This is a genomic window from Hydrogenophaga sp. UC242_53, assembly GCF_042696965.1.
GTDB lineage: Bacteria > Pseudomonadota > Gammaproteobacteria > Burkholderiales > Burkholderiaceae_C > Hydrogenophaga.
Genome location: NZ_CP170552.1, coordinates 4,553,924 through 4,567,170, shown reverse-complemented (window position 1 = coordinate 4,567,170; position 13,247 = coordinate 4,553,924). Strand labels below are relative to the sequence as shown.

Below are 13,247 nucleotides of genomic sequence, written 5' to 3'. Positions count from 1 at the left end.
TCAGGCTCCGCGGCGGCGCAATTTGGGGTCCAGCGTGTCGCGCAGGCCGTCCCCGAGGATGTTCACGGCCAGCACCGTCAGCGCCAGGAAGGCGCCCGGGAACAGCACGTTCTCGGGGTGTTCGTTGAAGTTGACGCGGCCCTCGGACATGATGTTTCCCCAGGTCGGGATCTCGGGCGAGAGGCCGATGCCGAGGAAGGAGAGGATGGCCTCGACCAGCATGGCCGAACCGCAGACGTAGGTGGCGTGCACGATCAGCGGGGCCACGGCGTTGGGCAGGATGTGGCGCCAGAGGATCTTCCAGGTCGGTGTGTTCAGCGCGGCGGCGGCTTCCACGTACGGTTCCTCGCGCACCGAGAGCACGATGGAGCGCAGCAGCCGCGCCACGCGCGGGATCTCGGGAATGGCGATCGCCACCACGATGGTCAGCAGGCTGGCGCGCCACATCGAGACCAGCGCGATGGCCAGCAGGATGTTGGGGGATGGCCATGAAGCCGTCCATGAGGCGCATCAGCACGCCGTCGAGGCGGCGGAAGTAGCCGGCCACCAGGCCGATCAGGCCGCCGCCCAGCATGGCGAGCACGGCCACCGCCACGCCCACCAGCAGCGAGACGCGCGCGCCGTAGGCGATGCGGCTCCAGGTGTCGCGCCCGAAGCCGTCGGCCCCGAGCAGGAAGAGGTGGTCCCTGGCGTCGCCGGCCAGGTCGGTGAAGGGCGCGCGCGTGCCGGGCGCGATGTTGATGCTGGCCGGGTCGATGGCGGAGGGGTCCACCGTGCCCAGCCAGGGCGCGGCCAGGGCCACGAAGGTCAGCAGGGCCAGCGCGCAGGCGCCGACGCGCACGGCGCCGTTGGCGCGCACCAGGCGCCAGGTGGAGGGCCGTTGGCGAGCCGGCGTGGCTTCTTCGGGGGCCACGGAGGGCAGGTCGCGGGGATCGGAGGTCATGGTCGTCATTCGGGCAGGTCGGTCAGTAGCGGATGCGCGGATCCAGCAGCACGTAGCTCAGGTCGATCAGCAGGTTGATGAGCACGTAGACCACCGAGAACAGCAGGATCACGCCCTGGATGACCGGGAAGTCGCGCGAGAGCACCGCGTCCACGGTGAGCTGGCCCAGGCCGGGGATGGCGAACACGGTCTCGGTGACCACCACGCCACCGATCAGCAGCGCGATGCCGATGCCGATCACCGTGACGATGGGCACGGCGGCGTTGGCCAGCGCGTGCCGCATGAGGACGGCGCGCTCGGCCAGGCCCTTGGCCCGCGCGGTGCGGATGTGGTCTTCGGTCAAGGCCTCCGACACCGCCGCGCGCGTGACCCGCGCGATCAGCGCGGTGTAGACCAGCGAGAGCGTGATGGCGGGCAGCACCAGGTTCGCGAGCCAGGGGCCCACGCCCGAAGAGAGGCGCGCATAACCCTGCACCGGCAGCCAGCCCAGCTTGAGGGCGAACAGCCAGATCAGCGCGTAGCCGATGACGAACACCGGCACCGAGAAGCCCAGCACCGAGAAACCCATGAGCATGCGGTCGAGCCAGCCGCCATGGCGCGCCGCCGCGAGCACGCCCAGCGGCACGGCGATCAGCACGGCCAGCACGATGGTGAGCGCGGCCAGCGAGAGCGTGGGCTCCAGGCGCTGCGCGATCAGCGTGCGCAGCGCTGGTCTTGAAGTAGTAGGACTCGCCCAGGTCGCCGCGCAGCAGCTCCCCGATCCAGATCAGGAACTGCGAGGGGAGCGAACCGTCCAGCCCCAGGCTCTGGCGCACGCGGGCGAGGTCGGCCTCGGTGCCCATGTCGCCCACGATGAGCGCCGCGGGGTCGCCGGGCGTCAAACGCAGGATCAGGAACACGAAGACCGCGACGAAGATCAGGACCGGCAGCGTCGAAAGCAGCCGGCGGGCGATGAAGGTGTACATGGCGTGGGGACCGGCGGTGCGTCAGGGCTTGCTGATGTTCCAGTAGACGTTGGTCGCTCCGACGAGCACGCCGCTGACCACGCCTTTGCGGAAGGCCACCGGGCGCAGCAGCTCGCCCATGGGGGCGAAGGCGCCGATCTCGTAGGCGCGCACCTGGATGTCGTCGGCCAGCTGCTTGCGCTGCGCTTCGGTGGTGGCGCGCGCGTAGGCGGAGCGGAGCTGCTCCAGGCGCTCGTCGCTGGCCCAGCCGAACCAGCCGGCTTCGCCGTTGGCCGACAGCGGGGCGTAGTTGATCGGGTTCAACGCGTCCTCGGTGCCCCAGTAGGTCACGAAGGCGTCCCAGCCGCCCTGGCTCGCCGGCTCCTTCTTGGCGCGGCGCGCCACCACCGAGCCCCAGTCCATCGATTTCATGTCGACGGTGAAGCCGCCCTGGCGCAGCAGCTGCGCCACCACCGGCGGCAGCTTGGCCAGCAGGCTGTTGTCGGTGGCGTGCAGCAGCACCACCGGCTGGCCCTTGTAGCCCGCGGCCTTCAGCAGTTCACGCGCCTTGGCGAACTGCGGCTTGTCGGTGAAGCCCAGGCTCTTGGTCGAAGCCAACGGCGAGCCGCAGGGGTAGACCGACATGCAGGTCTTGTACAGCTCGGGAATGCCGACCTGCGTGCGCAGCAGCGCGTCCTGGTTCATGGACAGCATGGCGGCCTGGCGCACCCGCACGTCGTTGAACGGTGGCACCAGGTGGTTGAAGCGCAGCAGGTACTGCCCGCCGGCCGCGGCCGCGGTGGTGATGCGGTTGTTGGCCTTCAGGGCGTTGTAGTGCTCGAAGGGCACGGACTCGAGCATGTCGACCTCGCCGTTGACCAGGGCATTGACCTGTGTCTGCGCGTCCTTGAGCACCACCCACTCCACGCGATCGACCTTCACCGTCTTGCCACCGGTGGTGCCCGAGGGGGCTTCGGTGCGCGGCACGTACTTGTCGTTCTTCAGGTAAACGGCGCGCTCGCCCGGGCGGAACTCGTCGGCCTTGAAGACGTACGGGCCCGAGCCGATGTGCTCGGCGATCTGCTTGTCGGCCGGCGTGTCGGCGATGCGTTTGGGCATGATGAAGGGCACCAGGGACGAGGGCTTGCCCAGGGACTCGAGCACCACGCCATACGGTTCGGTGAACACCAGGCGGAAGCTGCCGGCCGACACCGCCTCGGCCTTGTCCAGCACCGCGTACATGCGCTGGCCCATGGGGTCGCGCTTGGCCCAGCGCGCCAGCGAGGCGAGCACATCCTCGGCCGTCACCGGCTGGCCGTCGTGGAAGGCCAGGCCGGCGCGCAGCTTGAACGTCCAGCTCTTGCCATCGCTGCTCACGCTGTGGGACTCGACCATCTGCGGCTGGATGCGCCCTTTGGCGTCGGTGCCGAAGAGCGTGTCGTAAATCATGTAGCTGTGGTTGCGGGTGACCACGGCCGTGGTCCAGACCGGGTCCAGCACCTTCAGATCGGACGAAGGCACCAGGCGGAACGTGCTGCCCTGCGCCAGGGCGGACGACGCCGCGAGGACGAGGGCAGCCCCCAGGGTGGAGGCGAACATGAAGCGGCGCGTGAAGGGCATGGGCATTCCTTGGTGGACACGTTGAGTGGGGACGTTCAGCTTCAAGCAAGCAATATGCCACGCATGACAATTACTTTATTGTTCACTGGATAATTAGATTTTGTCGGATGGAGCATGGCGACAGGAGAGGGATAACCCTAGGCGGCAGGCTGGAGCCCTTGCCCGACAACGGTGCGCGCAACGCACCAAACGGGCCGTTGGGGCGCCCGGGAAGGGTGCGTGGCACGCGGGTGGAGCGTGTACCATCGGCCCGGCATCCTCAACGCCGTCCCGACGCCATGCCCCCCTCAGCTTCCTCCAAGCCCGCCCGCAAGACGGCGGGAAGGCCCACCAACAGCACCATCACGCGCGAGCTCATCGTCGAGGTGGCGCTTGCCCAGATCGACCGGGTGGGCATCCATGCGTTCAGCATGCGGGACGTGGCGCGGTCGCTGGACGTGTACCCCAGCACCATCTACTGGCACCTGGCGTCGAAGGACGCGCTGCTGGCCGAGGTGTCGAACCTGGTGATGGCCGGTGTGGTGCCGCCACGCGGCGAAGGCGACTGGCGCGCCTGGATGCGCAAGCTGTTCAACCGCTACCGCAAGTCCGTGCGCAAGCACCCCAACGTGGCGCAGTTGATCGGTGCGCAGCTGGCGTCAAACGGCGCCTTGAGCACCGACCTGATCGAAGGCGTCATCCAGGCCCTGCTGGAAGCGGGCGCCACCGAGGCCAACCTGCGCGAGGCCTACAACTGCGTCATCTCCGCGATGATGGGTTTCATGACGATGGAACTGGCGCCCCTGCCCACCGACGATCCCGAGGGCTGGGCCACCGCGCTGGAAGGCCGGGTGCGCTCCATCGACCCGCTGGCCAATCCCACGCTGGTGCGCTACCTGCCCTTGCTGGCGAACCGCGCTTTCATCCTGCGCTGGCAGAACGGCACCGACGTGCCGCTCAACAGCAGCTTCGACGCCCATGTCGAGATTTTCCTCGGGGGCCTCGAGGTCTTTCTTCGCGGCGAGGCGCCCCAGGCGAGCTGAGGCGGCCGCCGCCGGGCGCCAAAGAGTCTGCTTTGGCGTGCCATCGCGCGCGCTGTTGAAGGGCTGAGCCCTGTCAGAGCCTGAACGCCGTCAAGCGCGCCTTGGCGGCCTGCAAGAGACCACCGCGCCCGCTGGGCGCCTGGGCTTTGGTCTCGCCCGGGGCGAGGATCTGCATCGCTTCGCCCGAGGCCAGGCGCCGCGCCAACTGGGTTCGCGCCGCATGGGCCTCGAAGGAGGCGTGGCTCAGCACGTGCACCTGAAGGTGGCGCCCCAGCGTGCCCCGCAGCTTCTGGCAGGCCGCGGCCATGGCGGCGGCATCGGGCAGGCGTTCGCCGTGCACGATGAGCAGGTTCAGCGTGCCCTCGGCGTCCTCGCCCAGCAGCACGGCCTGCAGCACCGAGTCCTTGAACTTGGTGCGCAGCATGGCGCGCAGCGGCTCCGCCGCGGCGAAGGACTTGAGCGCGATGCGGCGCAGCTCGGCGTAGAAGACGAAGCCGGTGTTCGCGCTCACCGGCCCGGCCTCGCCATCGGCTTCGGCGGGGTGCTGGATCAGAATGCCGCTCTGCAGCAGGTGCTGCTGCGTGCGCTCGACATCGTCGGGCGTCAGCCGCGTCGCCTTGGCGAGCGCGGACCTCGAGTGCGGTTGGGTGGGGTTGGCGAAAACGGTTTTGAGGATCTGTTGAACCTCAGGCGCCAGAAGGAAATCGGCGGCGCTGCTCGTGCGGGAAGTCATGACCGCGACTTTGACACAAGCGCCGACCTCGCCGCCGGTCGGCAAGGGTTAGAGCGACAACCTCTTGAAGAGGCGCTCGGGAATGGACCGGATGATGGCCATCACGCCCCACCAGAACCAGGGCGCGTAAACGACATCGCGTCGCTTGGCGATGCCGCGAAGAATCTCTTGGGCGATGGCATCGGGAGAACTCCAAAGCGGCCCCTTCTTGTCGAATGCCGCCGTCATCGGTGTGTCCACGAACCCCGGCTTGATCGTCAAGACCTGGACGCCCGACTTGTGCAATCGGTTGCGCAGGCCTTGCAGGAACGTCGCCACGGCACTTTTCGCGGTGCCGTACACGTAGTTGGATTGCCTGCCGCGATCGCCGGCCACCGAACCGAGAACAACGATGGCGCCCTGCTTTTGCACTTCAAATCGGTTCGCCAGATGGGTGAGCAACGAGATCACGCTGATGGCGTTGGTGTTCAGTTCCTGGAGCGCGGCCTGGAAATCCTGCTCACAGGCTTTTTGATCGCCCAATGTGCCGTGGGCAATCAGGGCCACGTCGAGCCCCCCGAGGGCGCCTGCGGCGGCGTCGATCACAGCGGCATGCTGTGCGAAGTCGTTCACGTCCAGCGCCGCGCACTGGACCGACTGAGCGCCGCGAACTTTCAGATCACCCGCGATCTCGTGCAGATGATCCCTGTCGCGCCCGACCAGATAGAGCTCATGCCCCTCGCGCGCCCAGCGACGCGCCGTCGCTTTCGCGATGGCTGAAGTCGCACCGATGATCAAAATTCTCGTCATGATTTGTTGGGTCCAGATGAATCTGAAGGGCGTGCCTGCGTGCAGCGCTTATGCCAAACCCAGTCGGCGGGATTGGGTCGACATGAATTTGCCGTGGGCATGCCAGCGGGCACGCACGTCCTCGAACTCCTGCCACCGTGGGTAGCCCGCCTTGAACATGGCTTCGCTCATCCGAGCATCCTTGCGCAGATACAGCCGCCCGCCGTGCGCGGCAACGATGCTGTCCAGCACGTCGAGCAGTTCAAATGTCGCGGCTTCCGCTTTGAAATCCACCGCCAACGAATACCCTTTCAGGGGGAAACTCAACGGGTTGGCATTGGCGTCGCCAAACAATTTCAGAACAGCGAGGAAAGCACCGAGTCTGGATTGGCCGATGTGTTGGAGTATTTCCCGCAATCCGTCCGCACCGGATGCCTTGGGCAATACAAACTGGTATTGCAGAAATCCAGGGCGGCCATACAAGCTGCTCCACCCGGCAATGGCATCCAGCGGGGCAATAAATGACTCGAACGGCTTGCGCGACTTTTGTGCATTGGCGCGTGCCCGGCCGTAATAGGCGGCATTGAACATCTTGGCCACCGCTCGATTGAGCAAACCCGAGGGCATTTCGGCAGGTATTCCAAGGGCCTTGACCTGTTGTGCGACCAGCGGGCCTTCGGTGCATTGCTCCCCCATGACGAGAATGGAGCGGCCCAGGTGGGTGCCACGCGCCATGCAGTCGATCCAGGCGACCGAATAGGCGCTTGCGGCGTGCGCGTCAAAGGCTTCGAGCACCGCGTCCAGGCTGGGTGTCTTGATCCTGGTCTCCAGGATGTCGCTGGCGGTGATGGCTTTGAGCCGCAACACGGCGGACACGATGACGCCGGTCAGGCCCATCCCGCCACAGGTGGCGTGGAAAAGCTCGGCCTTGTCGGATGGGGACGCACCCACGCACTCCCCGTTGCCCAAAAGAATCCGAATCGACGCAACATGGGCGCTGAAGGTGCCGTCACGGTGGTGGTTCTTTCCGTGGACGTCACTGGCAATGGCACCGCCGACGGTGATGAAGCGTGTGCCGGGCATGACGGGCAGGAACCAGCCGCGTGGCACGAAGGTTCGCAGAATGTCATCCAGCGAAACACCTGCATCGCAGGAAAGCACACCCGTCTCCGGATCAAAGTCATGAAACCGATCCAGATAGCGGGTTGAAAGAACCTGGGGGCCCAGCGCACTGTCGCCATAGCTTCGCCCCCGCCCGCGAGCAATCAGTGGCAAGGCGCCTGGCACGGTGCGCATGCACTGCTGTCTCGACAGCGGCTCGGCCACATGGGCTTCTTGCCTCGGATAGCGACCCCAGCCATGCAACTCCATCAGGCCGCCTGGGGTGCAACGCTTTCGCGGTGGATGGTGCAGTCCAATGCCAGGCCGATGGCACCACCAATGCATCGCATGGTGATGGAGAGGCGAGGTGGACGCATGGCGGCGATGCTAGCATGGGAGTTGTCCATGCCACGGGCTGGAATGGACAACGGCCGCAGGGTTCGCCGATAAAAAAAACAGTTCTCGCTCGACGTCCATCCATCCATGAAAACCCGACTTCTCTCTTTCGCGGTGCCGCTTGCCGGAACGCTGTTCATGCTCGGGTATTTGCTGTACGGGGATTTCGCACCATCAATGCGCGGGCTCGATTTGTCTTGGCACGTGATGCTGGGGTACGCCCATGAAAATAAACTTCAGCACGGCAGTCAGATCCTATTCAACTACGGGCCGTTGTCTTTCATCGAGTCGGTCATTTACTTCGAACAATCCCATCAGCAAAGGCTGCTCTACAAGGCCGCCTTCCTGCTGATGGTGGGCATCGGTTGTTTCCTGGTACTGCAAATCAGGAGCGCAGGGGCTTTGCTGGCCTGGGGGGGCCTCACCCTGCTGATGGGCATCTGGCGGGATGTGTACCTGCTCCTGCCGGCCTTGCTGCTGTGCCACCATGAATGCCGCAGACAGCAGGGCAATGCCGCGCAACTCGCGCTTTCGGTTCTGCTCGCGTTCGCCGCCGCGTTTGCATGCCTGGTCAAGGCGAACGCCCTGTTCTTTACCTTGCCCGCCCTTGTCCTGGCGAGCATCTACCGCTTCACCGTGCGGGACTACCGGCCCATTGTCCCCGTGTGTTTTGTCTTGTCCTTCGTCCTGCTGTTCTGGTTGTCTGGCCAGGATGTCTCAGGCGTGTTCGCCTTTCTGCGCGGCTATGTCGATGTCTCGCTGGCCTACAACGCGGACATGGGACTGCCCGCGCCGCTCGCGCTGCATGGCGCCTACATCGTTGGCGCCGCAGTCCTTCTCGCTGCGACGCTGCGCATGACCCAGCCTGCCAGCACCGTGCTCAGCCTCCTCACGCTGGGGTATCTGCTGGTGGCCTACAAGATGGGTTTTGTTCGGCATGGCGCGAACCCCGGAGCTTCGTTTCTCGCGCTGGCCTTGCTGTGCGCCGTGCAACTTGGGAGCCCAAGCGTCGACGTCCCGACCCGCCACCACCGGCGTGTGATTGCCGCGGTGGCGATGGCAGCGGCTTTGCTGGTCATCCACATCTCGGCATCCGTGCTCCCGCAGGGGGGCTACATCACAGGATACGTCCACGCTGTGGAGAATCGCATCCGCTATGTGCTGGACCCAGGATACCGGGCCGCCTCGGATGCCGACAGGCGCCGTCACCACGAGACGGCGCTCATGGAGGCACGCTCAGCCCTGCCATTTGTGGGCGTTGAAGGCCCCATCGATGTCTTCCCCTTCGAGTTCAGTCTGGCTTACGCGTCGGGGTTGCCGATCGCCTCGCGGCCCGCATTTCAGTCCTACTTTGCCACCAGCCGCTACATGTCGGCGCGCAACGCGGATTTCCTCGCCAGCCCGCAGGCTCCGCGGTCGGTGGTTTTCAGCGTCGTGCCCATCGATGGCCGCTACGCAGCCCAGGAAGATCCGCTCACCCTGGGAGCCTACCGACGGCAGTACCAAGTTGACCGGCAGACGCCGAACGCCCTGCTGTTGACGCGCCGTGCTTCGCCGCTGGCGCAGTCCGAGCGGTGCCGCACGTCTGAAACGGAGTTCGATCTGCCCCTGCTGATTCCCTCCGTGGGCCCGGATCAAGCGGTTTGGGCCGAGATGGACGTGGAAACCACCTGGTTCGGACGGATCCTGGGCGTGTTGACCGGTCCCCCCGTTCTTCGCATGACGATCGCCACCCCGATGGGGAGCACCGATTTCCGGTATCTGCGCGAGGCGGGCCAGACCGGTTTCCTGTTGTCACCCGCGCTGGTCTCGACCGAAGCGGCCGCGCATTTTTTCAATGCCGAGAGCCGCCTGGAAGACAAGGTCCTGGGTCTTTCGATCCACCAGCCCGGTGGCGCAATGCCTTGGTTTGAGGAGAGGATCTCCGTCAGGCTGTGCGTGCTTTCCTGGGGTTCAGCAGACAAAGCGGGCCCATGACGGCGGGCCGTTGATTCGTCACGTAGGGCGCCACGGTAATTGCTCTGGCGCATTCCAACAATCAAGAACTTACGAGACCTCGTGCCATAGGGCTGGCTCGGTTCGGGTCGAAGTTGGTGCGACTGGCCTACTTCGGTGCCAAAGTTCCTGAGACTGGACTTCCGGTGTCAAACCAGTCCAAGTAAACGTCCGCATCACCCCCCCCCGAGGGGTGCGGACAAATACGTGGACTGGTTTATGCCGCAAGTCAAAGTTTTCGTCCGCATCTCCACTGGGTCAGTTTTCAATGGAAGACAACACAATCACGTGAAAAAATGCGTGAGAGCAGCTGCGTCGGGTGGAACTTCAGTCGGCCTTCAGTTTCGCGGCCTGCACCACCTGCTTCCACTTCACCTGCTCGGCCTGTAGGAAGCCACGCATCTCGTCCAGGCCCATCGCGTCGACTTCAGCCCCATGCTCTTCAAGGCGTTTGACGACGCTGGGGTCGGCGAGCACCTGGTTCAGCGCCTTGTTCAACTGCTCCAGCACCGGCTTGGGTGTCTTGGCGGGCGCGAAGATGGCGTACCACTGCGACACGTCCACGTTGTTGATGCCCTGCTCCTTGAGCGTGGGCACGTCGGGCATCAGCGGTGACCGCTTGGAGCCGGCCAGTCCCAGGGCCTTGAGCTTGCCGTTCTTCACGTTCGGCATCGCCGTGAACAGGCTGGGGAACATCACTTGCGTCTGGCCCGCGATGGTGTCGGTCACGGCCGGTGCGGAGCCCTTGTAAGGTACGTGCGTCATCGCGGTGCCGGTGGACAGCTTGAACATCTCGGCCGCGAAGTGCGGTGCCGTGCCGTTGCCCGCCGACGCGTAGTTGATCTTGTCCGGGTTGGCCTTCATAAAGGTCACCAGCTCCTTCGCGTTGTTGGCGGGCACCTGGGTGTTGCGCACCATGAGCGTGGCGGAGTAGCCCACCATGCCCACCGGTTCGAAGTCCTTGACGGGGTCGTAGCGCAGCTTCTGCAGCGCGGGGTTCATCGCATGGGTGGCGATGTAGCCCAGCATCAGCGTGTAGCCATCGGGTGCGGCGCGTGCCACGAACTCGCTGGCGATCGCGCCATTGCCGCCGGCCTTGTTGTCCACGATGAAGGACTGCTTGAGCAGCAGCGACAGGGCCTGGCCGATGGTCCGGGCCATGGCGTCGTTGGCGCCGCCCGCCGACGTCGGCACCACGATGCTGATGGTCCTTTCGGGGTACGCCGCCAGCGCGCTGCCACACGCCCAGGTGGCGGTGATCGCAAGGGCCACGGTGCTGAGCACGCGTCTTTTCTGAATCTGCATTTGTCTTCTCCGATGGGTGGGGGTGGCTTTGAATCTCGGAACGTATCGTCGCTGTTGTCCTATGCCAAGTAAATTGCATGTTTGTGAAGCATTGATGCACAATTTGGATCAACCAGAACACCCTCCAAGCTGCCATGGCCATCAACTTCAACCTTAACGACCTGCAGGCGTTCCGCGCCGTGGCCGAACTCAGCAGCTTTCGCAAGGCCGCCAACGCGCTGCACGTGTCGCAGCCCGCGTTCAGCCGGCGCATCGAGAAGCTGGAAGAGGCCCTGGGGGTCAAGCTGCTGGAGCGCACCACGCGCAAGGTCGAACTCACAGCCGTCGGCCGCGACTTCGACCGAAAAGTGCAGCAGTTGCTGGACGAGCTGGACAACACCTTGCTGGGCATTCGCGGGGTGGGCAGCACCCGCATGGGCGAGGTCACGATCGCCTGCGTGCCGTCCACGGTGTACTACTTCATCTCGCACGTGATCTCGCGCTACCGCGAACAGTACCCCAAGATCCGGGTGAAGATCTTCGACGCCAGCGCGAACGAGGTGCTGTCCGCCGTGTCGCGCGGCGAGGCGGATTTCGGGCTCAACTTCATGGGCAGCCAGGAACCCGACATCGAGTTCAAGCCGCTGCTGGAGGAGCGCTTCGTGGCGGCCTGCCGCCGCGATCACGCCATTGCCAAGAAGCGCCGCGTGTCCTGGGCCGAACTGGCGAAGTACGACTACATCTCGGTGAGCAAGGCCTCGGGCAACCGCCTGTTGATCGACCAGGCGTTGTCCGGCCAGCCCGGCCTGCCGCAGAACATCTACGAAGCCCAGCATGTGACGACCATGCTGGGCCTGGTCGAAGCGGGCCTGGGCGTGGCGGCGGTGCCGTCGATGGCCATGCCCGCCCCCGGCCACCCGCTGCTGGTGAGCGTGCCGCTGGTGGATCCGATCGTCACCCGCAAAGTCGGGCTGATCCGGCGCAAGGGCCGCTCGCTTTCGCCGGCGGCGCTGCAGCTGTATGAATTCTTCGCGGAGATGAAGGCGAAACGCGGCAAGGCCGCCGAGGGCCTCAGCGCCGCGCCGCGAGCACGCGATCGACCATGACGCCGGCTTGGCCCAGGTGGTTGGCCGGTTCGCACATGGCTTCGAGCTGGGCCCGGGTCACGTGGGCGGTGATCTCCGGGTGCACGGCCAGGATCTCGATCAGAGGCTGGTTTTCCTTCAAGGCCTGGCGGCACAGGTCGTAGACCAGGTCGTGCGCGTATTCGCGGCCGATGTAGGGCCCCAGGCCCATCATCACCGCCTCCGACATCACCAGACCGTGGGTGATGTCGATGTTGGCGCGCATGCGGGTGGCGTCCACTTCGAGGCCCTTGAGCACGAACTTGGTCTGTTTCAGCGCGCCGGACATCAGGCAGAAGATCTCGGGCAGCGACACCCACTCGATCTCCCAAGGGCCGGTGGAGCGCTCGTGGTCGGCGACCATCGCGTCCATCAGGGCGGCGGCGTGCTGCCGTGCAACCGAGATGTTGGCATGGATGTAGAGGCAGGAAATCGGGTTGCGCTTCTGCGGCATGGTGGAGGAAGAGCCGCGCCCCGGCGCATAAGGCTCGAACACCTCGGCCACTTCGGTCTGCATCATGAGCTTGACGTCCATCGCGATCTTGCCGAGCGAGCCACCGACGAGCCCCAGGAAGGCGCCGACCTCGGCGATGGTGTCGCGCACCGTGTGCCAGGAGATCAGCGGCTGGGCGAGGCCCAGCTCCTTCATCAACTCCGCCTGCGTTTCCATCGCGCCCTTCTCCAGCGACGACAAGGTGCCCGAGGCGCCACCGAATTCGCCCATCAGCACGCGCGGTTTGAGTTGCTGCAGCCGCTCGCGGTGCCGGTCGATGCCGGCCAGGATGCTGGCATCTTGTAGCCGAAGGTGATGGGCGTGGCCTGCTGCAGGTTGGAGCGGCCGATCACGGGTGTGTCCCGGTACTTGCGGGCCAGCGCGGCCAGCGCGTCGCCGATCTCGTCCAGGTCCTGCTCCACCAGCGCGAGGCCTTCGCGCATCTGAAGGACGGCGGCGGTGTCGGTGATGTCCTGGGTGGTGGCGCCCCAGTGGCAGTACTCGCCCAGCTTGTCGCGGCAGTTGGCGTTGATCTGGTTGACGACCGCGATGATCGGGTAGCCGATCTGTTCGGTCTTGGCCTTGAGCTTGACCCAGTCGATCTGCGACAGCTCGCAGTTCTTCACGATCTCGTCGGCCGCTTCCTGCGGAATGATGCCGAGTTGTCCCTGGACCTTGGCCAGCGCGCGCTCGATGTCGAGGTACTTGGCCGTGCGGTTCTCGTCGGACCAGACCTCGCGCATGCGCGCGTCGCTGAACATGTCGCCGAAGATGCGCGAATCGATGATGGTGGATGCCATGGTGTGTCTTTCTCTGGGGTGATC

General features: G+C 65.3%; 9 protein-coding genes and 3 pseudogenes. 3 read left to right on the top strand and 9 right to left on the bottom strand.

Going from position 1 to position 13,247, the window contains the following annotated elements:
- From ACFJI0_RS22915 to ACFJI0_RS22900, 4 genes and pseudogenes are all read right to left on the bottom strand, one after another.
- Window positions 1-952, bottom strand: a pseudogene (locus ACFJI0_RS22915) (ABC transporter permease).
- Between the two features lie 13 nt (window positions 953-965).
- Window positions 966-1,589 carry an ABC transporter permease gene (locus tag ACFJI0_RS22910; protein WP_382322446.1) on the bottom strand — a complete coding sequence of 208 codons (624 nt, stop codon included), beginning with the start codon at window positions 1,587-1,589 and terminating at the stop codon, window positions 966-968.
- A 154-nt stretch (window positions 1,590-1,743) separates the two neighbouring features.
- A pseudogene (locus tag ACFJI0_RS22905) lies at window positions 1,744-1,908 on the bottom strand (ABC transporter permease); the annotation flags it as partial.
- Between the two features lie 21 nt (window positions 1,909-1,929).
- Entirely contained in the window at window positions 1,930-3,507 is a 1,578-nt protein-coding gene (locus ACFJI0_RS22900; RefSeq protein ID WP_382322445.1) for an ABC transporter substrate-binding protein, read from the bottom strand.
- Between the two features lie 278 nt (window positions 3,508-3,785).
- Here ACFJI0_RS22900 and ACFJI0_RS22895 point away from each other — a divergent pair, with 278 nt between their 5' ends.
- A complete protein-coding gene (locus tag ACFJI0_RS22895; protein ID WP_382322444.1) occupies window positions 3,786-4,529 on the top strand; it encodes a TetR/AcrR family transcriptional regulator in 744 nt (247 codons plus the stop codon).
- A gap of 73 nt (window positions 4,530-4,602) precedes the next feature.
- Here the strand turns inward: ACFJI0_RS22895 and ACFJI0_RS22890 are convergent, their stop codons facing one another.
- The 3 genes from ACFJI0_RS22890 to ACFJI0_RS22880 are packed head-to-tail and all read right to left on the bottom strand — an operon-like array spanning window position 4,603 to window position 7,326.
- Entirely contained in the window at window positions 4,603-5,262 is a 660-nt protein-coding gene (locus ACFJI0_RS22890) for a hypothetical protein (protein WP_382322443.1), read from the bottom strand.
- Window positions 5,263-5,310: 48 nt separating this feature from the next.
- A complete protein-coding gene (locus ACFJI0_RS22885; protein WP_382322442.1) occupies window positions 5,311-6,051 on the bottom strand; it encodes an SDR family oxidoreductase in 741 nt (246 codons plus the stop codon).
- Between the two features lie 48 nt (window positions 6,052-6,099).
- Window positions 6,100-7,326, bottom strand: a complete 1,227-nt coding sequence (locus tag ACFJI0_RS22880; protein WP_382322441.1) for an FAD-dependent oxidoreductase — start codon at window positions 7,324-7,326, stop codon at window positions 6,100-6,102.
- A gap of 288 nt (window positions 7,327-7,614) precedes the next feature.
- Between ACFJI0_RS22880 and ACFJI0_RS22875 the strand changes: the two genes are divergently transcribed.
- Window positions 7,615-9,504, top strand: coding sequence for a hypothetical protein (locus ACFJI0_RS22875; protein WP_382322440.1), 1,890 nt, complete (start codon window positions 7,615-7,617; stop codon window positions 9,502-9,504).
- A 345-nt stretch (window positions 9,505-9,849) separates the two neighbouring features.
- On the opposite strand, the gene ACFJI0_RS22870 is transcribed toward ACFJI0_RS22875, so the two are convergent.
- Complete coding sequence (locus tag ACFJI0_RS22870; RefSeq protein ID WP_382322439.1) at window positions 9,850-10,827, bottom strand: Bug family tripartite tricarboxylate transporter substrate binding protein; 978 nt, start codon at window positions 10,825-10,827, stop codon at window positions 9,850-9,852.
- A gap of 134 nt (window positions 10,828-10,961) precedes the next feature.
- On the opposite strand from ACFJI0_RS22870, the gene ACFJI0_RS22865 reads away from it, so the two are divergent.
- Window positions 10,962-11,912 (top strand): LysR family transcriptional regulator, encoded by a 951-nt coding sequence (locus ACFJI0_RS22865; protein ID WP_382322438.1) that lies wholly within the window; start codon window positions 10,962-10,964, stop codon window positions 11,910-11,912.
- Here ACFJI0_RS22865 and pcaB read toward each other — a convergent pair.
- A pseudogene (pcaB, locus tag ACFJI0_RS22860) lies at window positions 11,878-13,223 on the bottom strand (3-carboxy-cis,cis-muconate cycloisomerase). The gene ACFJI0_RS22865 and the pseudogene pcaB overlap by 35 nt on opposite strands.
- Window positions 13,224-13,247 lie beyond the last annotated feature (24 nt).

Excerpts from the sequence above, each read along its gene's own strand:
- ACFJI0_RS22900 (WP_382322445.1), bottom strand. The coding sequence starts at position 3,507 with ATGCCCTTCACGCGCCGCTTCATGTTCGCCTCCACCCTGGGGGCTGCC.
- ACFJI0_RS22895 (WP_382322444.1), top strand. The coding sequence starts at position 3,786 with ATGCCCCCCTCAGCTTCCTCCAAGCCCGCCCGCAAGACGGCGGGAAGG.
- ACFJI0_RS22890 (WP_382322443.1), bottom strand. The coding sequence starts at position 5,262 with ATGACTTCCCGCACGAGCAGCGCCGCCGATTTCCTTCTGGCGCCTGAG.
- ACFJI0_RS22885 (WP_382322442.1), bottom strand. The coding sequence starts at position 6,051 with ATGACGAGAATTTTGATCATCGGTGCGACTTCAGCCATCGCGAAAGCG.
- ACFJI0_RS22880 (WP_382322441.1), bottom strand. The coding sequence starts at position 7,326 with ATGCGCACCGTGCCAGGCGCCTTGCCACTGATTGCTCGCGGGCGGGGG.
- ACFJI0_RS22875 (WP_382322440.1), top strand. The coding sequence starts at position 7,615 with ATGAAAACCCGACTTCTCTCTTTCGCGGTGCCGCTTGCCGGAACGCTG.
- ACFJI0_RS22870 (WP_382322439.1), bottom strand. The coding sequence starts at position 10,827 with ATGCAGATTCAGAAAAGACGCGTGCTCAGCACCGTGGCCCTTGCGATC.
- ACFJI0_RS22865 (WP_382322438.1), top strand. The coding sequence starts at position 10,962 with ATGGCCATCAACTTCAACCTTAACGACCTGCAGGCGTTCCGCGCCGTG.